Genomic DNA, 22,605 nt, shown 5'->3' on the forward strand with positions numbered 1-22,605 from the left:
AAGCTGCGCAAATTAAGGGGATGGCAAGGAAATACCTGCCCCTTATGGCCAAAACGGGCACCGGTACTAAAGTAGCTGCCGAGGAATCGCTTTCTCGTCATCACTTTTCCGACCGCAAAAACGGTGCATCAGAGAGTGACGGTGACAACCGGTCTTCCCCGGTGCCACCGTCGTCAATTACAAGGGCATCAAGGCCCAGTAGTCCAGGTCAAGCAGAACATCGGGCAGGTATTTGCCGTCTTCCCCCCGCAGGGCAAAGGGATCGCCGCCTTTAGTCGCCACCAGCCGCAGGCGGATCGCGCCAACGCCCGGTGCGTCGGTTTCGGCCTTGTCGATCACTTCGGACCACGCGCGGATCGTATCGCCCGCAAGACAGGGGTTCGCATGTGCGCCGCCGTTCAGGCCCACGATCATCTGCGCATTTGCCAGACCGTTGAATGACAACGCGCGGGCCATGGAAATGACGTGGCCGCCATAAATCAGGCGGGTGCCATCGGGACGTGCAGACGTGTCGAAATGCACTTTGGCCGTGTTTTGCCAGAGGCGGGTCGCCATCATATGTTCGGCCTCCTCGACGGTCACCCCGTCAACGTGGTCGATTTGTTCGCCAATTTCGTAATCTGACAGCCGGTGCGCTTCGCCCGCCAAGGTGAAATCATAGTTGGTGAAATCAAGGCCCTTGGGGATCACCAGCTGATCCGCACTCAACGCTTTTGGCAGATCGGGGACGACGGTTTCAGGGGCGGGGGCATCGACATTGCGTTTGCGCACCATCACCCAGCGCACATATTCCAGCACCGGTTCGTCATGTTGGTTCAAACCGGTCGTGCGCACATAGACCACACCGGTTTTGCCGTTGGAGTTCTGTTTCAAACCAATCACTTCGGATTGGCTGCGCAGGGTGTCACCGGGCCAGACGGGGGCCAGCCAGCGGCCCTGCGCATATCCCAGATTGGCCACAGCATTCAGCGATACATCCGGCACGGTTTTGCCAAAAACGATGTGAAACGCGATCAGATCATCCAGCGGGCTGAAGGGCAGGCCACTGGATTGGGCAAACTGGTCGGATGAATACAGGGCATGCCGCGCCGGATAGAGCATGTGATAAAGCGCGCGCTCGCCCATTTTTACAGTCCGCGGGACCGCGTGATGCAGGGTTTCGCCAACGGTGTAGTCTTCGAAAAAGCGCCCGGAATTTGTCTTGGCCATCAATGCGCCCCTAATTTGGTGTCGGGCGTATAGGTGCCTTCGACTTCTTTTACGACCGACTGGCCACAACGCATCAGGCCGGCCTTGTGGTCCCATGTCTGGGTTGGAGAGCCGTAAAGTTCCCAGCCCTTGTTCAATGCCTCTGTCACCTTGTGACAAAAGGCGGACGTGTCTTCTTCTGACAGGAAGCGGTAGAGTTTCATGGTTGTTTCCTTAGCTCGAGAACGGCGAGACGCCGAGCCACAGATGAATTGCGGCGATAACGATGAACATCACCAGCGTGATCACTGAAAGGCGGATATAGGTGGGACGGCCGGCGGGGGCAGGGGGCGTCCAGTCGGGTTCGGCGCGGTTGATCAGGATTACACTGCCCACGGCCCAAGCCAGCAGACCGCCGAACAGGATCACCGAAGCCAGATCACCGTTTACCAGCAAATGCGCTGCGGCCCAGATTTTCACGGCCGTCAGTTGCGGATGGCGCAGTTTGTACGCCGGCCACGCCTTGGCCCCTTTGGCTGCCGACGAACCATAGACCCAGAGGGCCAGCACCATCGCAAGGTTATTGAGGTGTTTCAGGAACATCGGCGGATGCCAGACGGGAATGAACGCCGCCATCCGGTAACCGATGATCATCAGTACAACCGATGCAAGGATCGCCACTGCGATCATCCCCTTGCCCGGCATGCCCAAAGCGGCGCGCGCATCGGGTTTCAGGCGCTTAAACCAATGTGCGCCGGTCCAAAGGATCAGGCCGATGATCAACAGGATCATATGTTCACTCCGCGTTCAGGGCTGCAATTGCATCCAGTTTTGCCAGAGTTTCACGGGCGGTGGCAACATGAAGGTTTTCGACGATCTTGCCATCCACCACGGCAACGCCCTGGCCGGAGGCTTCGATCTCTTCCAAAGCGGCGATTTGACGGCGGGCCAGATCGACTTCTGCTTCCGAGGGGGAAAATGCGGCGTTGGCAACATCCAGCTGCGCAGGGTGGATCAGGGTTTTGCCGTCAAACCCCATGTCGCGTCCCTGATCACACTCAGCCTTGTGGCCTTCGTCGTCTTTGAACGCGTTATAAACACCGTCGATGATCGCGCAGTCATGCGCTTTGGCGGCCAGCAGGCACAGACCCAAACCGGCCATCATGGGCAGGCGGTCAGCGCGGAACCGCGTTTGCAGGTCTTTGGCCAGATCGTTGGTGCCCATTACCATGGCTTGCAACTGCCCATGTGCGGCAATCGCGGCTGCGTTCAGCATTGCACCGGGCGTTTCCATCATCGCCCAAAGCGGGATGTCGCCCACTATTTTCGCCAATGCATCCAGATCCGCAGGGCTGCCGACCTTGGGTAGCAGAATCGCATCGGCACCCATTGTCGCGGCCGCGGCAGCGTCCTCCGCGCCCCAAGGGGTATCAAGACCGTTGATGCGGATCACTTTGAAGCGGTTGCCGTAGCCGCCGGTTTCAAGCGCGGCAGCAAGCGTTGCGCGGGCGGCTGGCTTTTCATCAGGTGTTACCGCGTCTTCGAGATCAAATATGATCGCGTCGCAGGAAAGACCGCGCGCCTTGTCGAGTGCGCGCTCTTTGGAGGCGGGAATATACAGCACAGAGCGCAGCGGGCGGGTGATCTTGGACATGGGTGAACTCCGGTTGGGTCATAATGTTGCGCGCAAAGGGCCATTTTTTTCGGAATAGTTCAAGCTCAATTGTGCCGCAATGCAGCAATGATCAAATTTTGCGTGTTCGACCTGCGCTGCGGACGCTTGATTAACCATTACTTCAGTCCTGTTACGCAAAGTGTCTGCCATCGCACCCACTGGGGAGAGCCGTTCCGGCAAGACCGTCGGACATAAGCGGCAAGGGCGCGTGATCAGATATCATAACCTGGGCCACCCGGGTCCCGCCGGAAAAATCCGGGGTTGGTCCGAGGACCTTCGGGTGCGGTCTTTCGAATGAAGGCACATAGGATGAATAAAATTGGGAAAGTACTCAAGCTGGGCGGATTAACGGCTGCGGCGGCTTTGTATCTGGCAACGACGACGGATGTCGCGGCACAAAACGGGCGAAATTGCGCGCCGCGCGAGGCTGTGATGGATCGGCTGGCTGAGAATTATGGCGAAACACGACAATCCATCGGACTCGGGTCCAACAATGCCATGGTGGAGGTATACGCCTCTTTGGAAACGGGCAGCTGGACGATCACGGTGACCTCACCCGGCGGGCTGACCTGTTTGGTGGCCTCGGGGCAATCATTTGAAACTGTCGCCGATGTCCTGCCCGCGAAGGGGAATGACGCCTGACGACAACGAACAATTGAACAAATGGATGTTTAAGGGGCGGGCCGGTTGGCCCGTTTTTTTGTCTCTCTCAGGTCAGCCCGTCCCAAATCAGCTTGCCGCCGGTTGCCATCAGCAAAACATAAGTCAGCGTGAAAAACAGCCGCTCCGGCACAAGGACATGGGCCCGTACCCCCAGCCACGTGCCGAAAATCGCGAAGGGGGCGAGAACGATATTGGCCAGAAAAGTCTGCGTGGTGAACATGCCGAGCACAGCATAAGGCAGGAATTTTAAAATGTTGAGCACCCAGAACACGATCACCGTGGTCGCCTGAAACTGGGTTTTGCTTAGACCGCGGCTGAGCAAAAAGAACGCAGCCGGCGGTCCACCCGCATGGCTGATAAAGGTGGTGAACCCCGTCAAAGTGCCAAAGAAAAAACCGGCACCATCCGGCATTCGTGTCTTGGCCATTCGCACAATGCCCGTCGCCAACGCCACCTGCCACAACACGAACGCGACCGACACACTGCCAATCAAAAGGCGCAGTAAATCCGGTGACGCCACGCGGTACAAAAGGATGCCCGCCACGATGCCCGGCAATCCGCCAAGGATCAGTAATTTTGCGTCCGCCACGCTCCATTTCCCCCAGTAGGGTTTCAGCGATGAGACGTCGATCAGCATCAGTAACGGCAGCATGATTCCAAGTGCCAGTTCGGGAGGCACAACCAAGGCAAGGATCGATGCTGATGCAAAGGCGGCCCCTGATCCAAAACCGGCCTTTGAGACGCCCGCAAAGATGACTGCCGGACCGGCGACGCAGAAAAAGAACAGATCAAGATTTAGCATGTCGTCAATTAAAGCCGTTCTTTTTGTTAAGTTTTCGCGGAACGAAAATTGAGCAGCGCCGTTGTTAAGTCAGACGGATGATTATCATCCAAGACACTAAAGGAGTACTAGATATGAAACGCTTTCTGAGCACAACTGCAGTCCTTTTGGCATTCTCCGGCGCGGCATTCGCGGACGCCCACGCATCGAACTTTGGCACCGTACAATTCGAACAGGATGACTTCTTTGCGTCCGACCTGATCGGCATGCGGATCTACAACAGCGAGAGCCAGATCGAAGACGGGTACACGATCAACGACGGTGGCGAAACCGAATGGGATGACATCGGTGAAATCAACGACATCATCGTAAGCAAAGATGGCGAAATTCGTGCAGTCGTATTGGGTGTTGGTGGCTTTTTGGGCCTCGGCGAACGTGACGTGACTGTTTCAATGGACGCAATCAAGGTCGTACAGGAAAAAGACGACGCCGATGATCGCTTTCTGGTCGTGACCACGTCCAAGGAAATTTTGGAAAACGCGCCAGTGTTTGAAGCAGACATGGACGACGACATGGCCGAAAACAACGATAACATGGCCAAGGACGACGCCGTAGAGAAAGACATGGCAGAGTCAAAGGTGGATGACACAACAGCCATGTCCAACGACTCAGCTCTGGTACGTCCGATGATGGAGCGCGACGGTTATGCCGAAATCGAACCGGTAGAAGTCGAGCAACTGACGGCGGAAAAAATTCAAGGGTCGTACGTTTACGGTGAGAACGACGAAACCGTCGGCGAAATCGGCAGCCTGCTGATGAATGACGACGGCAAGGTATCGCAGGCCGTGATCAACGTGGGCGGTTTCCTTGGCTTGGGCGAAAAACCTGTCGCCGTTAGCTTTGAGAAAATCCAGATCCTGAAAGGCGTTGATGGCGACGACTACCGCTTCTACATCGACAGCACTCAGGAAAAACTGGAAGCGCTGCCAGAATACGAAGACTAAGCGCTCGTTTCCTTCCAATTCTAACCAAAGGCCGCCTTTTTAGGCGGCCTTTGACGTTTCTACCGCAGGGCTTTTGCGGTATGTCAGGCGCAGTAAGCAAAGGTAGGAAAACCACGCAACTTGCAGGCTGCTGCGCATTTCGTTATCTCGGCGGCAAATTAACCCTCACGGAGACTTATCATGGCCAGAGCCAAAATCGCGCTAATCGGCGCCGGGCAAATCGGTGGCACGCTTGCGCATCTCGCAGCCATCAAGGAACTGGGCGACGTTGTGATGTTCGACATCGCCGACGGCGTACCCCAGGGCAAAGCGCTCGATATCGCCGAATCAGGTCCTTCTGCCAAGTTCGACGCCAACATGTCCGGCACACAGGATTACGCCGATATCGCAGGTGCGGACGTATGCATCGTAACGGCCGGTGTGGCCCGTAAACCGGGCATGAGCCGTGATGATCTTTTGGGCATCAACCTCAAGGTTATGAAATCCGTTGGTGAGGGCATCGCAGCCCATGCGCCGAACGCTTTCGTGATCTGTATCACGAACCCGCTTGACGCGATGGTTTGGGCACTGCGCGAATTCTCCGGCCTGCCACATGAAAAAGTTTGCGGTATGGCGGGTGTTCTCGACTCCGCACGTTTCCGTCACTTCCTTGCTGACGAATTCAAAGTGTCCATGAAGGACGTTACTGCATTCGTTCTGGGTGGCCACGGTGACACGATGGTGCCGCTAGTGCGTTATTCCACAGTTGCCGGTATCCCGTTGCCTGATCTGGTGAAAATGGGCTGGACCTCGCAAGAGAAACTGGATGCCATCGTTCAGCGTACCCGTGACGGCGGTGCCGAAATTGTTGGCCTGCTGAAAACCGGTTCGGCCTTCTATGCGCCGGCGACTTCCGCGATTGAAATGGCTGAAAGCTATTTGAAAGACCAAAAGCGCGTGCTGCCTTGCGCCGCCTATGTTGACGGCGCTTATGGTCTGGACGGGTTCTATGTTGGTGTGCCAACCGTGATCGGTGCAGGCGGCGTCGAGCGTGTTGTCGAGATTGAAATGAACAAGGACGAGCAGTCCATGTTCGACAACTCTGTCAACGCCGTAAAAGGTTTGGTCGACGCGTGCAAAGGCATCGACGATAGCCTGAGCTAAACATCAGATACATGTAAGACAGTGAAACGCGTCCCTTTGGGGCGCGTTTTTCTTTTGCGGAGCGGGCAGGGGAGCTCGCGCAAAAGAGAGGTGCAAGAATAAGGGCACTGACCTAAGCTTACGCCATGCGCCTCTTGCTGCCCTTGATCCTGACGATCTTGCCCTTACCCGCCGCTGCTTGCGGATTGGCCTTGGTGCTGGCTGTTGATGTGTCGGGGTCTGTCGATCAACGGGAATACCGGATCCAAATGGACGGCTTGGCCGAAGCCCTGCGGGACGGGATTGTCGTCGATGCGCTGATTGATCAAGGGGCGCAGGTCAGCCTGATCCAGTGGTCCGGTTCCTCGCGACAGGAAGTGTCGGTACCTTGGACCCAATTGACGCGCGTCGTGGACGTCTACCGTTTGGCTGATGCGATTGAGGCTGCGCCGCGCAGGTGGCGCAACTATTCCACTGCCATTGGCGAAGCGCTGGCCCTTGCGATCGCAGCCTTTGAGGACCTTGAGAAAACCACTGCATGCGATCGAAGGGTGATTGACGTTTCGGGCGACGGGGTTTCGAACGAAGGGCCGTCACCACAAAGCATGCGACAGGCCCTGCGCCGGGCCGCGATCAATGTGAACGCCCTGGCCATCGAAGAGGAAGGCGAGGACCTGACCGCATATTTTTACGAAAACCTGATCGACGGAGAAGGGGCGTTTGTCATCACAGCCAACGGGTTTCAGGACTATCCGGCCCAAATCCGGCGCAAGTTGCAGCGTGAAACAACGAAACAACTGAGTCGGCTGCTCCCGCATTGAAATGTGATCACACCGCTTTCTGGCGTGATCACAAAACAGGCAATGTTAGGGTATTGCCCTGATTTTGCCCGCAATTGTCTGGGAAACCACGGCACAAATGCATCGACCCCCGTGACACTGCCCTAAAAACCGCTATGTATCGTGGGGATGAATAGAAATACGCAGCCACTCTTTTTGTAGCCACCTCAAAGGACCCGTGCCATGGCCGATGTAAACCGGGGCAATCGTCCCCTGTCGCCACATTTGACGATCTACCGTCCGCAACTTACTTCGATGACCTCGATCCTGACGCGGATCACGGGCAATGCGATGCTCGTCGCGGCGCTGATGATCGTGTGGTGGTTTCTGGCCGCGGCCAGCTCCGCAGAATATTTCGCAATCGCAAACGGTTTTGTCACCAGCTGGTTTGGCGATCTGATCATGTTCTTTTCGCTGCTGGGCCTGTGGTATCACACGCTTGCCGGCATCCGGCATCTGATCTGGGACAATGGACACGCGATGGACATCCCGACGGCGGAAAAACTGGGCTGGGCCTGTCTGGGCGGATCGGTGGTTTTGACCATCCTGACCGCTTTGATCGTGTAAGGGAGCATTCACATGGCATATTTGACAGATCGTAAACGCGCACAGGGTCTGGGCTCTGCGAAAAGCGGCACCGCACATTTCTGGTCGATGAAGGTCAGCGCGGTTGCGTTGTTGATCCTGATCCCGTTGTTTGTCTTTACCTTTGGTGCAGCGCTTGGCGGCACTTACGAGGAAATCATCGCCTATTACAGCCGTCCCTTCCCCGCGATCATCGCGGCGCTGACGCTGGCTGTGGGCTTCAAACATTTCAACGACGGTGCCCAAACCATGATCGAAGACTACGTTCATGGCACGGCACAGAAAGTCGTATTAATTCTGGTGACCTGCCTTAGCTACGGCGCAGCGGCAGTTGGCATTTTCGCCATTGCCCGTCTTGCACTGTAATTCCGGCGCTCTGACCAAAACATTCCCGAAGGAAGACCAATATGGCCGCATATGAGTATGAAACCCACGAATATGACGTGGTTGTTGTGGGCGCTGGCGGGGCTGGCCTGCGCGCAACATTGGGGATGGCAGAGCAGGGGTTGCGTACCGCCTGTGTCTCCAAAGTGTTCCCGACACGCTCGCACACCGTTGCCGCGCAGGGCGGCATTGCTGCATCGCTTAGCAACATGGGGCCCGACAACTGGCAGTGGCACATGTATGACACGGTCAAGGGGTCCGACTGGCTGGGCGACACCGACGCGATGGAATACCTTGCGCGCGAAGCCCCAAAGGCGGTGTATGAACTTGAGCACTACGGCGTGCCGTTTTCACGTACAGAGCAAGGCAAGATTTACCAGCGTCCCTTTGGCGGTCACACAACCGAATTCGGCGAAGGCCCCCCCGTGCAGCGCACCTGCGCCGCGGCGGACCGCACCGGCCACGCCATTCTGCACACGCTTTACGGCCAATCGCTGAAGAACAACGCGGAATTTTACATCGAATATTTCGCGATTGATCTGATCATGTCCGATGATGGCGTTTGTCAGGGTGTCCTGTGCTGGAAACTTGACGATGGCACCATGCACCTGTTCAGCGCCAAGATGGTTGTGCTGGCCACGGGCGGTTATGGCCGCGCCTATTTCAGCGCCACTTCGGCCCACACCTGCACCGGCGATGGCGGCGGTATGACCGCACGTGCGGGCCTGCCGTTGCAAGACATGGAGTTCGTTCAGTTCCATCCCACCGGCATTTACGGTGCGGGCTGTCTGATCACCGAAGGGGCGCGCGGCGAGGGTGGATACCTGACCAACTCCGAGGGTGAGCGGTTCATGGAACGCTATGCGCCGACCTATAAGGATCTGGCGTCACGTGACGTGGTAAGCCGTTGCATGACAATGGAAATCCGCGAAGGACGCGGTGTGGGCGAGAACAAGGATCACATCCACCTGCATCTCAACCACCTGCCGCCGGAAACGCTGGATCTGCGCTTGCCGGGGATCTCTGAAAGTGCGCGCATCTTCGCCGGTGTCGATCTGACTAAAGAACCCATTCCGGTCCTGCCGACTGTTCACTACAACATGGGCGGTATTCCGACGAACTATTGGGGCGAGGTTCTGGCCCCGACGGATGATGACCCGGACAAAGTGTCACCGGGCCTAATGGCCGTGGGCGAAGCGGGCTGCGCTTCTGTGCATGGTGCGAACCGCCTTGGGTCCAACAGCCTGATCGACCTTGTGGTCTTTGGCCGCGCCGCGGCGATCCGCGCTGCCGAAATCGTAGATCCGAAAACCGCCGTGCCGACACCGAACAAGGCTTCTGTCGAAGCCGCGTTCGACCGGTTTGACGGGCTGCGCTATGCCAAGGGTCAGATCCCGACCGCCGAATTGCGCCTTGAGATGCAGAAAACCATGCAGGCCGACGCCGCTGTTTTCCGCACCGACAAGACGCTGGCCGAGGGTGAGGAAAAAATGAAGAGCGTCGCGGCCAAGCTCGACGACTTGAACGTCACCGACAAATCACTGGTCTGGAACTCCGACCTAATGGAAACGCTGGAACTGACCAACCTCATGCCCAACGCAACGGCGACAATCACCGCCGCCGCCGCGCGCAAGGAAAGCCGTGGTGCCCATGCCCACGAAGATTACCCTGACCGTGATGACAAGAACTGGCGCAAGCATTCCTTGACGTGGTTCAAGGGCAACGAAGCGACACTTGGTTTCCGTGGCGTGCAGCTGAAGCCGCTGACAACCGAGCAAGAGGGCGGGATCGACATGAAAAAGATCGCACCAAAAGCGAGGGTGTATTAATGCGTATGATGCTGAAAACACAGCTGTTGGCGGTCACAGTCGGGCTGGTGTCATCCTTGCCCATGGCTGTGCAGGCCGACGGGCATAGCGACATCTATGCCGGATCAAAGGGATATGTTGGTAAGGTCGACGCGCGACCAACTCGACAGTATTACTCGAAAGATCGTAGCAACGGCAGCCAACCCAAGCGGGTGCGCAGCACTGTCCGCTACACGGTTCCGGGCTGTCCGCCGGGTTTCAACGGCATGTATCGCGGCACGCTTTACTGTGTCGACGGCCGCCCGATCGAGTGATGGTAGCACAGTAACATGAGGGCAATTGCCGCCGCATTATTGTTGGTTCTGACAGCCTGCGCACCAGTGCAGCAGGCGGTCGATACCACTGCGCGCCAAGGGGCCAAGGGGGTCGTGACCGAAACATTGGCCACCCGCTTTCCGCAGGTGCCCAAGGAATTGATCACGCCTTTCACCGACTGCATCATCGACAATTCGTCCGCACTGGAAATCCGCGATTTTGCCAAAGCCGCGGTGCTTGGTGTGGATGATCAAACCGTGGCCACAGTTCGCGCGGTGCTTGCGCGGCCCGAAACGGTGCAATGTCTGCAAACGACTGCACTGCGCAGCGGGATTATTTAAGCCATGAACGCGCTGGCCAACCCAACGTTTAACCCGATTGATGCGGCCCGCTCTGCGGCCGCGCTGCGGTCGGTTTTTCGGGGGGCAGATAAAAAAACCCGTAGGCAGATGGTACCGATCCTCCCGCCCGAGGTCATCGAATTTGCGGGCGTACGGATGTATGTGGACCCGCGCGACAATTACACCGATCGCATGATCTGGCGTGACGGGCATCCGCCCGAGATACAATCGCTTATGGCATTGACCGAAATCGTCGAAGACCGCAAAGCGCTGGTACTTGATATCGGTGCGAACTCCGGCGCGTTTACGATCCCTTTGGGGGTTGCCGCCGGACCGGGCAGCCGCGTGATCGCGTTTGAGCCCAATCCCGCGATGATCGGCCGGTTGGGGCACAATGTGCGTCTGAACCATCTGGGCCAAGTGGTGCGCATCGAAGGATGTGCATTAGCGGCTGAAAGCGGCGAGGCCCTGTTGAATTTTCGAACTCAGAATTTTGGTCAGGCATCACTCATGCCCATAAAGGCGGCAATGAGTGACGGTGCGACAATCGTTCCTGTGCGGCCTTTACTTGATTTCATCGAGGACGCCGAAAGTTACGATGTTTCAGTGCTGAAAATCGATGTTGAAGGTGCTGAAGTGGCGGCCCTTGGTCCGCTGCTTGACGCTGCCGGATGGCTGCCCGACGCGATGTTGGTCGAAACGGCCCATGCGGATGAATGGTCCGTTGATCTGGTCGAGAAAATTACAGGGCTTGGGTATGAAATCACCCTTCAAGCCGAACAAAATACGCTGTTCATCCGCAAGGATGCAGCCTGAATAATCACTGCCCTATGCGGCAAAACGGATGAAACGGGCAAGCCTGCCCAGAAAGATGGAGACGCGACATGGTTCAGCTGACACTCCCCAAGAACTCGCGGATGACGACGGGCAAGACCTGGCCGAAGCCGTCAGGGGCGAGCAACATCAAGGAATTCCACATTTACCGTTGGAACCCTGATGACGGTAAAAACCCGGCGGTGGATACCTATTTCGTTGATATGGACACCTGCGGGCCGATGATTCTGGACGCGCTGATCAAAATCAAGAACGAGATTGATCCAACGCTCACCTTCCGCCGCTCTTGCCGCGAGGGCATTTGCGGGTCCTGCGCCATGAACATCGACGGCATCAACACGCTGGCTTGTACCTATGGCGTCGAAGAAGTGAACGGCGCGGTAAAAGTCTATCCGCTGCCGCATATGCCAGTGGTCAAGGATTTGATCCCCGATCTGACGCATTTCTATGCCCAGCACGCCAGCATCCAGCCTTGGCTGGAGACTGAGACACCCGCCCCTGTGAAGGAGTGGAAACAGTCGGTGGATGACCGCGCCAAACTGGATGGCCTGTATGAATGTATCATGTGCGCCTGCTGTTCGACATCCTGCCCCAGCTACTGGTGGAATGGCGATCGCTACCTTGGACCAGCTGCTTTGCTGCACGCGTACCGCTGGATCATTGACAGCCGCGATGAAGCCACGGGCGAACGGTTGGATGAGCTTGAGGATCCGTTCAAGCTGTACCGCTGCCACACGATCATGAACTGCGCCAAAACTTGTCCCAAGGGTTTGAACCCTGCATTGGCGATTTCCAAGATCAAGAAACTGATGGTCGAACGCACAGTTTGATCTGACGATACTTATATATTTCCGGCAATCCGGCGGTCACGCTGCGATTGCCGGATCAAGATAAAGACTGCCGGTGCTTTTCCTTCCTTTCCTGATCATCGTCGTGATTGCGGTGGCGATATATGCCAACCGCAATAAGGACCGTCGCCGGTGCCGGTGGCGGCGCAACACTCAGGAAAGCAAGGGGGCGTTAATCCGGTATAACTGCATCACGTGTGGCCAAGAGGCCTATCGCAGCAATGGCGCGCCGCGGGAATGTCTGGCCAGACTTAGAACGCCAAAGCTGTGACTTTGCGTCTATCTCGACAATCGGACATGCCAGACACGAACCTTCTCTGAAGCGGGAAGGATACATGAACAGCTTTGAAGCTGGGATTATCATCGCAGGGAAAAATGCATGACACACAACCAACCAGACGACGCGGATGCACGCCGCGCGATCAAGCCGGTGATTTGCTATCCGGTCGAAACTTTGCCGCATCCAGACATGACGCTTTATACGCAAGCGCGCGGCGATTTGCGCAAAACAGACGAAGTGTTGGTGCCGCCGCGTGACGCAAAAAGCTTTAGCGTGCCAGCTGGCCATTTCTTTCGCATCTCCTCTGTTGAGGGATCGCAGGTCGGGGATTTGAACCTGTGGAATGCCAACGACCTAAGCGAGCGGTTTTATTCCGGTAAAACCCGCGCATTGCATGGCACCCATATCACCACAGGCCAGCAGATGTGGTCCAGCTTTCCGCATTTGCGTCCTTTGGCGACGATCACCCACGATACTTTGGACTGGTACGGCATCGACGATTTCGGTGGATCGGTGCATGATGTGATCGGCACGCGCTGTGATCCTTATACGCACCATCTGTTGAAAGGCGGGCAATACCACCATTGTTGCCACTCCAATTTGACGCGGGCACTGGCAGCGCATCTGGATGTTCCATTGGCAGAGGCTGAGCCCCATGTGCATGATGTTTTGAACGTGTTTATGTGCACCGGCTTTACGCGCGACACCGGCCAGTACTTTATGAAAGCCAGCCCCGTGCGTCCCGGTGATTACCTTGAGTTTTTCGCGGAGGTCGATCTGTTAGGGGCGCTCAGTGCCTGCCCGGGCGGGGATTGTTCGGCAGAGCATTCATCGGATGTGGCCAGATGCCATCCCTTGCTGGTCGAGGTGTTTGCCCCGAAAACAGATGTGTTAAAGGCCCGTGCGGACAACCATGCGAATGGCTATGATCGCACACACGGGCTGTAAGCTTTAGGCAAACGCCGCCTCAAGCGCGATTTCGACCATATCGCCAAAGGTCTTTTCGCGATCTTCGGAGGGCAATGCCTCCCCGGTTTGCAAATGGTCCGATACGGTGAGCACAGCCAATGCGCGCCGCCCGTGACGGGCGGCGAGCGTGTAAAGCTCCGCCGCTTCCATCTCAACACCGAGAATACCGTGGCGCACCATTTGTTCATCCAGATCGGGGCGTTCGGCGTAGAACACATCGGATGAATAGATGCCGCCGACATGCGTTTTCGTATCCCGTGTTTCTGCCGCGGCAACGGCGGCGCGCAACAAGGACCAATCGGCCGTCGGCGCGAAATTGAATTCACGGAAAATAGCAGAAGAAGGGGAAGTAATTGTGCTGGCCGTCATCGCGATGATGACATCGCGAATGCCGACATGCGCCTGCATCCCGCCACAAGACCCGATGCGGATAAGGGTTTGCACGTCATATTCGCTGATCAGCTCATTCGCATAGATCGAAAGCGATGGCATTCCCATGCCCGACCCCTGAATTGTCACAGGATTGCCGTTCCACGTGCCGGTGAAACCCAGCATACCGCGCACTTCATTAACCAGCTTGGCATCTTTCAGAAACGTTTCAGCTGCCCATTTCGCACGATAGGGATCGCCCGGCATCAAAACGGTTGGGGCAATTTCTCCGGGGGCGGCACCGATATGGACGGTCATAGAAAACTCCTTTTTTCTGGATACGCAGAGTGCACCTACTGGCGGGAGGGGCAATAGGGAAGAGATGAAATCACGCAAGACGTGCGTAACGTCAATCGCTTGTTCCTATGGCGGGAATATTCAATCTGCGGGTGAATTACCTATTCGAATCAGTTTGTTATGCTGAAATGCGCCGCCTGCGAAGGCGCGCGGCCGGTGATCGGTGGCGCGCCTTCAATCACAGCGGGATATGGTTTAGATCTTCATCGCGTCTGGATTTGTGCCATTTGCAACGGCTTCACGAAACCAATTTGGTTGTCGTCCTTTGCCCGTCCATGTTTGGTCGGGGTCAGCCGGGTTGGCGTACATAGGTTTCGATTTAACCTTTGTTTTCTTGGCTTTGCTTTTCACTACCTTGCGAGGGGCCGGTGCGTTTTCAGACAATTCATCCAGCGAAAAGCCGAATTCGGCGGCGGCTTTTTCTGCGGCTTTTTTGGCCTCGCGTCGGTCACGTGCCTGCGCGCTGGCCAAAGCTTTCTTTACATCCTTAAGATGTTTTTCCAGCTCTTTACGGGTCATTGATTTCAGGTCGAAAGACATAGGATTAATCCCCTTTTTACGCAGTCTATTTCAAACGTGATTAACCAACTCCTAACCGAAATAAAGGATTGTTTTGTGGCAGGCCTATTCGGCTGCTGTTGCCTTTGGATCGGCTAGGGTGACGATGTCCTGCATAATTGTATTCAATTCGAAGTCTTTGGGCGTATATACCCGTGCAACGCCCATTGCTTTCAGACGTGCGGCATCATCATCGGGGATAATCCCGCCGACAATTACAGGGATATGCCCCAAACCTGCCGCGCGCATTTGGGCAACCAGATCTTCAACCAAGGGAATATGCGACCCCGAAAGTATCGACAAACCAACGACATGGGCGTCGTCCTTGCGGGCGGCTGCGACGATCTCTGACGGGGTCAGACGGATACCTTCGTACGCGATATCCATGCCGCAATCACGGGCCCGCACGGCAATTTGTTCCGCACCGTTCGAATGCCCGTCAAGGCCGGGTTTCCCGACAAGGAATTTCAATCGACGTCCCAGTTTGTCGCTCACGGCATCGACAGCAGCGCGCAGATCATCCAGCCCTTCGGTTTTGTTGGATTGTCCTTTGGCAACGCCGGTGGGCCCGCGGTATTCACCATGAACGGTGCGCATTTGCGCGGCCCATTCGCCGGTAGTTACCCCCGCCTTTGCCGCAGCGACAGATGCTGGCATGACATTGCGTCCTTCGGCGGCTGCGGCACGCAGGTCGGCCAGTGCGGCTTTGACCTCACCCTCGTTGCGTTCGGCCCGCCACGCATTCAGGCGGCCAATTTGTTCCGCTTCAACGGCCGGATCGACAACCATGATCCCGCCATCTCCTGTCATCAGGGGCGATGGTTCGCCCTGCTGCCATTTGTTCACGCCGACAACCACTGTTTCCCCAGCTTCAATGCGGCCCAAACGGTCCGAATTACTCTCGACCAGTCGGCCTTTCATATAGTCGATGGCGTCGATTGCGCCGCCCATACCGTCCAGCAGCGCCAGTTCCGCACGCGCACCGGCTTTCAATTCCTCGACCTTTTTGTCGACCGCAGGGTTGCCGTCGAACAGATCGTCGAATTCCAGAAGGTCGGTTTCATACGCTAGAATTTGCTGCATCCGCATGGACCATTGTTGATCCCACGGGCGCGGCAGGCCAAGTGCTTCGTTCCAGGCAGGCAATTGCACAGCGCGGGCACGTGCCTTTTTCGACAGGGTCACCGCCAGCATTTCGATAAGAATACGGTAGACGTTATTCTCCGGCTGCTGTTCCGTAAGGCCAAGCGAATTGACCTGCACCCCATAGCGGAAACGACGGTATTTCGCTTCTTCAACGCCATATCGTTCAAGACAGATTTCGTCCCAAAGGTCGACAAAGGCACGCATCTTGCACATTTCAGTGACGAAACGAATACCGGCATTCACAAAGAATGAAATACGCCCGACCAAAGCCGGAAAGTCCTTTTCATCCACACGCGGGCGCAATTGATCAAGAACGGCGGTGGCGGTGGCCAAAGCGAATGCCAATTCCTGTTCGGGCGTCGCACCGGCTTCTTGCAGGTGATAGGAACACACGTTCATCGGGTTCCATTTCGGGACATTTGTATAACAATACTCTGCCACATCCGCGATCATTTTGAGCGAAGGGGCAGGCGGGCAGATATAAGTGCCGCGTGACAGGTATTCTTTGATCAGATCGTTTTGAACGGTGCCATTCAGGGCTGAAATATCTGCACCCTGTTCCTCTGCCACAGCGATATAGAGGGCCAGCAACCAAGGTGCGGTCGCATTGATTGTCATCGACGTGTTCATCTGGTCGAGAGGAATGTCGCGGAAAAGCATCCGCATATCACCTAGATGGCTGACGGGCACACCGACCTTACCGACCTCGCCGCGCGACAGGATATGATCGCTGTCATAGCCGGTTTGTGTCGGCAGGTCGAAGGCGACGGACAGGCCGGTCTGCCCCTTGGCCAGGTTCGCACGATACAGGGCATTCGATGCCTCAGCGGTAGAGTGGCCCGCATAAGTACGGATCAGCCATGGACGGTCTTTGGTTTGCTCGGACATGGAAGGCTCCTTGAATCGGGTTGGCAATAATCTTGCGTGAATTGCTGTTTACGAGACATTTTATACCAATGTCAATTCGCTGCGTTGCGGCATGATGCGACGGGAAATGACGCAAGGCAAGCATAGGGATAGCTGGCGCGGCATCCTGTCGATGAATACTGTGACGGGACCAAAAGAAGTGAAGTCTATTATTTCGATACCGCTGTGCGTCGGTGGTGCGGGGGGCGAGGCAGATGCGCCTTTGAAAAACGAGGCAAGGCCGGGACGCGTCGTTACAGCGACGCCAGATTGCCCCCTGTGTTTAAGCGAATTCTAGGTATCCAATACCCAGTGGGTTTGGGAACCATTCAAGCGGCAATAGGGCACAGCATTTTCGTGCTGCTTTTGAACCCGAATACGTGTTGAAGCAGGCCAAGGTTTTCTTGTCCGATGGGCTCAAACCCCTCGCGTTCATAAAGTGCGCGGGCGCGCGGGTTACTGTCAATCACGTCAAGCCGGACAGCGCTCAGCCCCTGCGCGGCAGCCTCGTTTTTGATCGCGCCCAAAAGGGCGGTGCCCAGCCCCATGCCCCGCGCCTGCGCGGAGACGCAAATACCATCCATCAACAAAATACCGTCGGCCAGATCACGTTCAACCATCAACAACAGGGGCGCGCGCCAGCAGGTCGACAACCAGCCATAGGTGCGTGCGATGTCGGGCAATTCACCGCCAATCAAGGCACCCTTTGATGTTTTGAAACCGGCAACGCCAAGGATGGTCCCCTTTGCTCCGCGCGCGACCAGCGCGAAATCCGGCTGTAATTGAGCCGCGATAAAGTGCAGTGCCTTATGGCGTGGGCCAAGGACATAGTGCAACTTTTGCGCGAAAGCCTCCCAATACAGCACGGCCACCTCTGCGCGTTCCTGTTGTAAAAATCCTTTAGTGATCGTGAAATCCACGTGCCGGCCCCCATGCAACCTAGATCATATATTGTTCTTGGCCTGCGACACTGCAAGGGTGCGGCCATGACTCAGACCGTGCAACTTCCTCTCTGGCTCTTCGTGCTGATCATGCTGTTCGCAGCGGTCACCGCGCTTAGCCATTTTCTGTTGCCTTCGGTACGCTGGTTTTTCCGACGACGTTTGGAAAGGGCGGTGAAGCGGCTGAACACCCGTTTGAAGCGCCCGATCGAACCTTTCAAGCTGGCGCGGCGCTATGACATGATCCAACGCCTGATCTACGATCCCGAAGTGACGCGCGAGATTGTGAATTATGCCCGTGAACACAAAGTGCCCGAAAACGTCGCCTTTGAAAAAGCGCGGGTCTATGCGCGTGAAATCGTGCCGAGCTTTTCAGCCTTTGCCTATTTCAGTTTTGCGATCCGGCTGACCCGCCTTTTGGCGAATTTCGTTTACAGGATCGAAAGTTCGGAAACGAACAACGAGATATTCAACGAGATCCCGAAAGACGCCACAGTGGTCTTTGTCATGAACCACCGCAGCAATATGGATTACGTGCTGGTGACCTATTTGGCTGCCCGCGATTCCGCCCTGTCTTATGCGGTAGGGGAATGGGCGCGGGTCTGGCCGCTCAGCTGGCTCATCAAATCACTGGGGGCTTACTTTATCCGACGCCGCTCACGTGGTGCGCTTTATCGCAAGGTGCTGGCCCGTTACGTGCAGATGGCAACCGAAGGCGGGGTCAATCAGGCGTTTTACCCCGAAGGCGGTTTAAGCCTGACAGGCAAATTGCAACCACCGAAATTGGGGTTGATGTCCTATCTTGTTGAAGGGTTCGACCCCGAAGGCGCGCGCGATGTGGTGTTTGTGCCGGTCGCGATCAATTATGACCGTGTGCTGGAAGATGTCGTGCTGATCGCGGCACACGAACGCGGCGACCGGCGCTTTGGCGCGCGCATCTCCGTCGTTGTGGGGTTTATCCTGCGCAAGCTCTGGCAACGGATGACCTTTCAGGAGACCCGTTTTGGCACTGCCGCTGTCGCCTTCGGCCCCCCTCTGTCGCTGCGTGCGGCGGGGTCCGAGATGGAAGTGCGGGAGTTATCCAAAGAGTTGATGTCGCGGATTTCGGGGGTGATGCCTGTTCTGGCGGTTCCGGCGGTGTGCCATGTGTTGCTGGGACGGGATGGTATCGGTGACGCGGCATTGCGCGAACAGGCTGCGGCGCTGTTTGATGCGGTCCCGCAGGGAAACCGCAGCGTGGACGCTGAGGGCAGGGCGCTCGAAATCTCCAGAGGGATCGAGGGGCTCGCGAGCCGCAAATTGATCGAGCAACGCGACGGCAACTGGTATATCGTCGCCGGAAAACAGCCGCTGTTGAATTTCTACGCCAACTCGATTGCCCATTTTTTCAAGAGCGATGCTGCGGCCGCAAAGGATTTTTCTGCGACTGCGGGGTCATAAAGTTACAAAATCAGCAGTTCAGGTGTTGCATTGTTGCGCGGTGCCTCATATCCCATTCCTACACCGACGCGATTCTGCATCGCGGCAATTCAGTTGATTTACCCACAGGAGGCCGCCCATGGCACTCGATTCAAACGTCGCGCAATATGACGCACCTGAAAAGGACCTCTATGAGGTTGGTGAAATGCCCCCGATGGGTCATGTCCCGAAACAGATGTATGCATGGACAATCCGCCGCGAACGTCACGGCGAACCTGACAAAGCGATGCTGCAAGAGATTGTGGATGTGCCCGAGCTCGACAGCCACGATGTGCTTGTCCTCGTGATGGCCGCCGGTGTGAATTATAACGGCGTTTGGGCGTCACTGGGGGAGCCGATCAGCCCGTTTGACGGTCACAAACAGCCGTTCCACATTGCGGGCTCCGATGCATCAGGCATCGTTTGGGCTGTGGGTGACAAGGTCAAGCGCTGGAAAGTCGGTGACGAAGTGGTGATCCACTGTAACCAGGATGATGGCGATGACGAGGAATGCAACGGCGGTGATCCGATGTATTCGCCGTCACAGCGTATCTGGGGCTACGAAACACCGGACGGGTCTTTCGCGCAGTTCACCAACGTGCAAGCGCAGCAGTTGATGCCGCGCCCCAAGCACCTGACATGGGAAGAGGCGGCTTGCTACACACTGACCCTTGCCACCGCGTACCGCATGTTGTTCGGCCACGAACCACATGACCTGAAGCCCGGCCAAAACGTACTGGTCTGGGGCGCGTCGGGCGGTTTGGGCTCCTATGCAATCCAGCTGATCAATACAGCAGGGGCCAACGCGATCGGTGTGATTTCAGACGAAAGCAAACGCGATTTTGTGATGGATCTCGGGGCCAAAGGCGTTCTGAACCGCAAGGACTTTAACTGCTGGGGCCAACTGCCCACAGTGAACACGCCTGAATACGCCGAGTGGTTCAAAGAGGCGCGCAAGTTCGGCAAAGCGATCTGGGACATCACCGGCAAAGGTGTGAACGTCGATATGGTGTTTGAACACCCCGGCGAGGCGACCTTCCCTGTGTCCACATTTGTTGTGAAAAAGGGCGGCATGGTCGTTATCTGTGCGGGGACCTCCGGTTTTAACCTGACCTTCGACGTACGCTATATGTGGATGCACCAGAAGCGCCTGCAAGGCAGCCACTTTGCCCACCTCAAACAGGCATCTTCCGCCAACAAGCTGATGCTTGAGCGCCGGCTTGATCCTTGCATGTCCGAAGTGTTTACGTGGAATGATCTGCCCGAAGCGCACATGAAAATGCTGCGCAACGAGCATAAGCCCGGCAACATGTCAGTGCTGGTGCAATCGCCGAAGACGGGCTTGCGTACGCTGGAAGACGCACTGGACGCCCGTGGTTAACCTCTGATTGTTTCCTGATTGGAAACACTGGCCCGCGAATCGCTTTGGTGGTTCGCGGGCCTTTTGCTGTTTTAGGCGAGTGTTAAATGGATCAAAGACTTGGAAAACGCCGCCTCGCCATATCTGGGGAGTGGAAACCAGTGAATATCTTTCAATTATGAACACATGCTAGGGTTGTGTTAACGATCTGTTAACCAATTGGAGGCGAGTCTACATATGCGAAATGACTGGATTTTAGACGTTCTGGCTGATTTGAAAACTTTCGCATTGTCGGTCGAATTACCCGCCTTGGCGGAACAGTTGGACGACACTGCAATTGTGGCTTTGGCTGAGATCGCGTCGCTTGAAGAGAGGACGCAAGCGCATACGCATGGGCAAGACACCGCAATTGGAGTTCATACTGGAGAGTTTGGAACAAGCTGACACGCTTGTTGGCCTCCAAGAGGCGACGGAAGCCTTACAGCAAAATCTGGAAGTGGATCATATCGCCTATCATTGGGTGGATTCCGCCGGCGATCAATACGGGTGCGGAACGTATTCAGTCGCATGGCAGCAACGATACATTGATCAGAACTACCTGCGGATCGACCCTGTCGTTATCGGGTGTTTCCAAAGGTTTCACCCCGTCGACTGGAAACAGCTCGATTGGTCTTCCAAGGCCGTGCGCGCCTTCCAGCTTGAGGCGATAGAATATGGTCTGGGCAATCAGGGGTATTCGATCCCGGTGCGCGGACCGAACGGGCAATTCGCCTTGTTTACGATCAACCACAGCTGTGACGATGATGCATGGGCGATTTTTACCCAAAAACACCGGCGCGAATTGATCCTGATTGCCCATTTCCTGAATGAAAAGGCGCTGGAGTTTGAACCGGGCCGGACGCCGGATGTTGGACAAGCGCTTAGTCCGCGCGAAGTGGATGCAATGACCTTGCTGGCCATCGGATATAACCGCGCACAGGTCGCCAATTCACTGTCGATTTCGGAACACACGCTGCGTGTCTACATCGAAAGCGCGCGGTTCAAGCTGGGCGCGCTCAACACCACCCATGCAGTGGCGCGCGCGCTAAGCCGTGGATTGATCGTCGTGTGATGCTGCCTGCCGACACTGTTGCACAATGCGCCGTAGGTGCGCACGCTCCCTTGCTGCCACGTTAACGGGCGTTGGGGTAACTCTTTGGTCATAAACCAGTTTGACCGGAGATCCCTATGCTGCGTTACCTTTATGCTGACGAATTGCACCACCATCCGCGCCTTGCAAAATCCATGTTTCTGGATCGTGCGGACCAGTTCAAAAAGCGGTTGGGCTGGGAGGTGGACGTAGACGCGCAAGGCGAAGAACGCGATGCGTATGACGCGTTGAACCCGCTCTATGTGATCTGGGAAGAGCCCGACGGCAGCCACGGCGGCTCTATGCGATTTTTGCCGACTACGGGTCCGGTGATGGTAAACGAACATTTCGGTCATCTCATTGAAGGGCCGGTCACCAGTCCGCTGATTTGGGAATGCACACGGTTCTGCCTGAAACGTGGGGCGGGCGGGCATGTTGCCGCCGCTTTGATGCTGGGCGGTGGGGAAATCATGCAAGGCTTTGGCATCAAGCACTTCGTCGGGGTGTTTGATGCACGTATGGTGCGGATTTACAGGATGATTGGATCCTCGCCCGAAGTATTGGGCAGCGAGGGCGAAGGCGCTGCGAAAATTTCGGTCGGGTTGTGGGATTTCTGTGCACAGGCTCAGGCGCTTGTCAGTGCCCGTGCCGGTGTCCCGCCGGAACAGTCACGGTTCTGGTTTGATCAGGCCATGGGCAATCAGCGCCGCCACCCTTGGGCGAAAACCGCCTGAGGCTGTGCAAT

Annotated in this window: 25 protein-coding genes; 16 read left to right on the forward strand and 9 right to left on the reverse strand. The window is 56.4% G+C overall.

The genetic code is table 11. The features are described 5' to 3' along the window. Nucleotides 1–177 precede the first annotated feature (177 nt). From Z947_RS0108615 to Z947_RS0108630, 4 genes are read right to left on the reverse strand one after another with little or no spacing between them, the layout of a single operon-like run. On the reverse strand, nucleotides 178–1,209 hold the full coding sequence (locus Z947_RS0108615; protein ID WP_025043899.1) for a MaoC family dehydratase: 1,032 nt from the start codon (nucleotides 1,207–1,209) through the stop codon (nucleotides 178–180). Next, entirely contained in the window at nucleotides 1,209–1,412 is a 204-nt protein-coding gene (locus tag Z947_RS0108620; protein ID WP_025043900.1) for a DUF1737 domain-containing protein, read from the reverse strand. Before Z947_RS0108620 ends, Z947_RS0108615 begins: the two co-directional genes overlap by 1 nt. Before the next feature lie 10 nt (nucleotides 1,413–1,422). Further along, nucleotides 1,423–1,980, reverse strand: coding sequence for an NnrU family protein (locus Z947_RS0108625; protein WP_025043901.1), 558 nt, complete (start codon nucleotides 1,978–1,980; stop codon nucleotides 1,423–1,425). Nucleotides 1,981–1,984: 4 nt separating this feature from the next. Beyond that, nucleotides 1,985–2,842, reverse strand: coding sequence for an HpcH/HpaI aldolase/citrate lyase family protein (locus Z947_RS0108630; RefSeq protein ID WP_025043902.1), 858 nt, complete (start codon nucleotides 2,840–2,842; stop codon nucleotides 1,985–1,987). Between the two features lie 330 nt (nucleotides 2,843–3,172). Between Z947_RS0108630 and Z947_RS0108640 the strand changes: the two genes are divergently transcribed. Continuing rightward, nucleotides 3,173–3,505, forward strand: a complete 333-nt coding sequence (locus Z947_RS0108640; RefSeq protein ID WP_025043903.1) for a hypothetical protein — start codon at nucleotides 3,173–3,175, stop codon at nucleotides 3,503–3,505. 67 nt (nucleotides 3,506–3,572) lie between these two features. On the opposite strand, the gene Z947_RS0108645 is transcribed toward Z947_RS0108640, so the two are convergent. Next, a complete protein-coding gene (locus Z947_RS0108645; RefSeq protein WP_025043904.1) occupies nucleotides 3,573–4,328 on the reverse strand; it encodes a sulfite exporter TauE/SafE family protein in 756 nt (251 codons plus the stop codon). Between the two features lie 113 nt (nucleotides 4,329–4,441). Between Z947_RS0108645 and Z947_RS0108650 the strand changes: the two genes are divergently transcribed. The 11 genes from Z947_RS0108650 to Z947_RS0108700 all read left to right on the forward strand — a co-directional run bounded on the left by Z947_RS0108650 (nucleotide 4,442) and on the right by Z947_RS0108700 (nucleotide 13,615). Further along, a complete protein-coding gene (locus tag Z947_RS0108650; protein ID WP_025043905.1) occupies nucleotides 4,442–5,311 on the forward strand; it encodes a PRC-barrel domain-containing protein in 870 nt (289 codons plus the stop codon). Nucleotides 5,312–5,491: 180 nt separating this feature from the next. Beyond that, on the forward strand, nucleotides 5,492–6,454 hold the full coding sequence (gene mdh / locus Z947_RS0108655) for a malate dehydrogenase (protein WP_025043906.1): 963 nt from the start codon (nucleotides 5,492–5,494) through the stop codon (nucleotides 6,452–6,454). A gap of 125 nt (nucleotides 6,455–6,579) precedes the next feature. Continuing rightward, a complete protein-coding gene (locus Z947_RS0108660; RefSeq protein ID WP_025043907.1) occupies nucleotides 6,580–7,254 on the forward strand; it encodes a DUF1194 domain-containing protein in 675 nt (224 codons plus the stop codon). A gap of 201 nt (nucleotides 7,255–7,455) precedes the next feature. Next, the gene (gene sdhC, locus Z947_RS0108665) at nucleotides 7,456–7,839 is read left to right on the forward strand and encodes a succinate dehydrogenase, cytochrome b556 subunit (protein ID WP_025043908.1); all 384 of its coding nucleotides are present in this window, start codon (nucleotides 7,456–7,458) and stop codon (nucleotides 7,837–7,839) included. A 12-nt stretch (nucleotides 7,840–7,851) separates the two neighbouring features. After that, on the forward strand, nucleotides 7,852–8,223 hold the full coding sequence (gene sdhD / locus Z947_RS0108670) for a succinate dehydrogenase, hydrophobic membrane anchor protein (protein ID WP_025043909.1): 372 nt from the start codon (nucleotides 7,852–7,854) through the stop codon (nucleotides 8,221–8,223). A gap of 41 nt (nucleotides 8,224–8,264) precedes the next feature. Beyond that, a complete protein-coding gene (sdhA, locus tag Z947_RS0108675) occupies nucleotides 8,265–10,070 on the forward strand; it encodes a succinate dehydrogenase flavoprotein subunit (protein ID WP_025043910.1) in 1,806 nt (601 codons plus the stop codon). Next, nucleotides 10,070–10,363 (forward strand): hypothetical protein, encoded by a 294-nt coding sequence (locus Z947_RS0108680; protein ID WP_025043911.1) that lies wholly within the window; start codon nucleotides 10,070–10,072, stop codon nucleotides 10,361–10,363. Before sdhA ends, Z947_RS0108680 begins: the two co-directional genes overlap by 1 nt. A 15-nt stretch (nucleotides 10,364–10,378) precedes the next feature. Then, nucleotides 10,379–10,705: a hypothetical protein gene (locus Z947_RS0108685; RefSeq protein ID WP_025043912.1), complete on the forward strand. Its 327-nt coding sequence runs from the start codon at nucleotides 10,379–10,381 to the stop codon at nucleotides 10,703–10,705. A 3-nt stretch (nucleotides 10,706–10,708) separates the two neighbouring features. Next, on the forward strand, nucleotides 10,709–11,521 hold the full coding sequence (locus Z947_RS0108690; protein ID WP_025043913.1) for an FkbM family methyltransferase: 813 nt from the start codon (nucleotides 10,709–10,711) through the stop codon (nucleotides 11,519–11,521). Nucleotides 11,522–11,589: 68 nt separating this feature from the next. Next, complete coding sequence (locus Z947_RS0108695) at nucleotides 11,590–12,369, forward strand: succinate dehydrogenase iron-sulfur subunit (protein ID WP_025043914.1); 780 nt, start codon at nucleotides 11,590–11,592, stop codon at nucleotides 12,367–12,369. Nucleotides 12,370–12,766: 397 nt separating this feature from the next. Further along, nucleotides 12,767–13,615, forward strand: coding sequence for an urea carboxylase-associated family protein (locus tag Z947_RS0108700; protein ID WP_025043915.1), 849 nt, complete (start codon nucleotides 12,767–12,769; stop codon nucleotides 13,613–13,615). A 3-nt stretch (nucleotides 13,616–13,618) separates the two neighbouring features. Here the strand turns inward: Z947_RS0108700 and deoD are convergent, their stop codons facing one another. The 4 genes from deoD to Z947_RS0108720 form a co-directional block, all read right to left on the reverse strand. Then, nucleotides 13,619–14,323, reverse strand: a complete 705-nt coding sequence (deoD, locus tag Z947_RS0108705; protein WP_025043916.1) for a purine-nucleoside phosphorylase — start codon at nucleotides 14,321–14,323, stop codon at nucleotides 13,619–13,621. A 234-nt stretch (nucleotides 14,324–14,557) separates the two neighbouring features. Further along, nucleotides 14,558–14,833: an H-NS histone family protein gene (locus tag Z947_RS0108710; protein ID WP_420804502.1), complete on the reverse strand. Its 276-nt coding sequence runs from the start codon at nucleotides 14,831–14,833 to the stop codon at nucleotides 14,558–14,560. 153 nt (nucleotides 14,834–14,986) lie between these two features. Beyond that, the gene (locus tag Z947_RS0108715) at nucleotides 14,987–16,954 is read right to left on the reverse strand and encodes a protein meaA (protein WP_025043918.1); all 1,968 of its coding nucleotides are present in this window, start codon (nucleotides 16,952–16,954) and stop codon (nucleotides 14,987–14,989) included. 347 nt (nucleotides 16,955–17,301) lie between these two features. Then, complete coding sequence (locus Z947_RS0108720) at nucleotides 17,302–17,892, reverse strand: GNAT family N-acetyltransferase (RefSeq protein ID WP_037938813.1); 591 nt, start codon at nucleotides 17,890–17,892, stop codon at nucleotides 17,302–17,304. Between the two features lie 66 nt (nucleotides 17,893–17,958). Here Z947_RS0108720 and Z947_RS0108725 point away from each other — a divergent pair, with 66 nt between their 5' ends. The 4 genes from Z947_RS0108725 to Z947_RS0108740 all read left to right on the forward strand — a co-directional run bounded on the left by Z947_RS0108725 (nucleotide 17,959) and on the right by Z947_RS0108740 (nucleotide 22,594). Further along, nucleotides 17,959–19,353: a 1-acyl-sn-glycerol-3-phosphate acyltransferase gene (locus tag Z947_RS0108725; RefSeq protein ID WP_025043920.1), complete on the forward strand. Its 1,395-nt coding sequence runs from the start codon at nucleotides 17,959–17,961 to the stop codon at nucleotides 19,351–19,353. 118 nt (nucleotides 19,354–19,471) lie between these two features. Continuing rightward, entirely contained in the window at nucleotides 19,472–20,752 is a 1,281-nt protein-coding gene (gene ccrA / locus Z947_RS0108730; RefSeq protein WP_025043921.1) for a crotonyl-CoA carboxylase/reductase, read from the forward strand. Between the two features lie 370 nt (nucleotides 20,753–21,122). Further along, nucleotides 21,123–21,842, forward strand: coding sequence for a helix-turn-helix transcriptional regulator (locus Z947_RS0108735; protein ID WP_025043922.1), 720 nt, complete (start codon nucleotides 21,123–21,125; stop codon nucleotides 21,840–21,842). Nucleotides 21,843–21,958: 116 nt separating this feature from the next. Then, nucleotides 21,959–22,594 (forward strand): acyl-homoserine-lactone synthase, encoded by a 636-nt coding sequence (locus Z947_RS0108740; protein WP_025043923.1) that lies wholly within the window; start codon nucleotides 21,959–21,961, stop codon nucleotides 22,592–22,594. Nucleotides 22,595–22,605: the final 11 nt, after the last annotated feature.

The sequence above is a fragment of the Sulfitobacter geojensis genome (assembly GCF_000622325.1).
GTDB lineage: Bacteria > Pseudomonadota > Alphaproteobacteria > Rhodobacterales > Rhodobacteraceae > Sulfitobacter > Sulfitobacter geojensis.

What these genes read in the sequence shown, in the direction of transcription:
- Z947_RS0108615 (WP_025043899.1), bottom strand. Translation starts at nt 1,209, where the DNA reads ATGGCCAAGACAAATTCCGGGCGCTTTTTCGAAGACTACACCGTTGGC.
- Z947_RS0108620 (WP_025043900.1), bottom strand. Translation starts at nt 1,412, where the DNA reads ATGAAACTCTACCGCTTCCTGTCAGAAGAAGACACGTCCGCCTTTTGT.
- Z947_RS0108625 (WP_025043901.1), bottom strand. Translation starts at nt 1,980, where the DNA reads ATGATCCTGTTGATCATCGGCCTGATCCTTTGGACCGGCGCACATTGG.
- Z947_RS0108630 (WP_025043902.1), bottom strand. Translation starts at nt 2,842, where the DNA reads ATGTCCAAGATCACCCGCCCGCTGCGCTCTGTGCTGTATATTCCCGCC.
- Z947_RS0108640 (WP_025043903.1), top strand. Translation starts at nt 3,173, where the DNA reads ATGAATAAAATTGGGAAAGTACTCAAGCTGGGCGGATTAACGGCTGCG.
- Z947_RS0108645 (WP_025043904.1), bottom strand. Translation starts at nt 4,328, where the DNA reads ATGCTAAATCTTGATCTGTTCTTTTTCTGCGTCGCCGGTCCGGCAGTC.
- Z947_RS0108650 (WP_025043905.1), top strand. Translation starts at nt 4,442, where the DNA reads ATGAAACGCTTTCTGAGCACAACTGCAGTCCTTTTGGCATTCTCCGGC.
- mdh (WP_025043906.1), top strand. Translation starts at nt 5,492, where the DNA reads ATGGCCAGAGCCAAAATCGCGCTAATCGGCGCCGGGCAAATCGGTGGC.
- Z947_RS0108660 (WP_025043907.1), top strand. Translation starts at nt 6,580, where the DNA reads ATGCGCCTCTTGCTGCCCTTGATCCTGACGATCTTGCCCTTACCCGCC.
- sdhC (WP_025043908.1), top strand. Translation starts at nt 7,456, where the DNA reads ATGGCCGATGTAAACCGGGGCAATCGTCCCCTGTCGCCACATTTGACG.
- sdhD (WP_025043909.1), top strand. Translation starts at nt 7,852, where the DNA reads ATGGCATATTTGACAGATCGTAAACGCGCACAGGGTCTGGGCTCTGCG.
- sdhA (WP_025043910.1), top strand. Translation starts at nt 8,265, where the DNA reads ATGGCCGCATATGAGTATGAAACCCACGAATATGACGTGGTTGTTGTG.
- Z947_RS0108680 (WP_025043911.1), top strand. Translation starts at nt 10,070, where the DNA reads ATGCGTATGATGCTGAAAACACAGCTGTTGGCGGTCACAGTCGGGCTG.
- Z947_RS0108685 (WP_025043912.1), top strand. Translation starts at nt 10,379, where the DNA reads ATGAGGGCAATTGCCGCCGCATTATTGTTGGTTCTGACAGCCTGCGCA.
- Z947_RS0108690 (WP_025043913.1), top strand. Translation starts at nt 10,709, where the DNA reads ATGAACGCGCTGGCCAACCCAACGTTTAACCCGATTGATGCGGCCCGC.
- Z947_RS0108695 (WP_025043914.1), top strand. Translation starts at nt 11,590, where the DNA reads ATGGTTCAGCTGACACTCCCCAAGAACTCGCGGATGACGACGGGCAAG.
- Z947_RS0108700 (WP_025043915.1), top strand. Translation starts at nt 12,767, where the DNA reads ATGACACACAACCAACCAGACGACGCGGATGCACGCCGCGCGATCAAG.
- deoD (WP_025043916.1), bottom strand. Translation starts at nt 14,323, where the DNA reads ATGACCGTCCATATCGGTGCCGCCCCCGGAGAAATTGCCCCAACCGTT.
- Z947_RS0108715 (WP_025043918.1), bottom strand. Translation starts at nt 16,954, where the DNA reads ATGTCCGAGCAAACCAAAGACCGTCCATGGCTGATCCGTACTTATGCG.
- Z947_RS0108725 (WP_025043920.1), top strand. Translation starts at nt 17,959, where the DNA reads ATGACTCAGACCGTGCAACTTCCTCTCTGGCTCTTCGTGCTGATCATG.
- ccrA (WP_025043921.1), top strand. Translation starts at nt 19,472, where the DNA reads ATGGCACTCGATTCAAACGTCGCGCAATATGACGCACCTGAAAAGGAC.
- Z947_RS0108735 (WP_025043922.1), top strand. Translation starts at nt 21,123, where the DNA reads ATGGGCAAGACACCGCAATTGGAGTTCATACTGGAGAGTTTGGAACAA.
- Z947_RS0108740 (WP_025043923.1), top strand. Translation starts at nt 21,959, where the DNA reads ATGCTGCGTTACCTTTATGCTGACGAATTGCACCACCATCCGCGCCTT.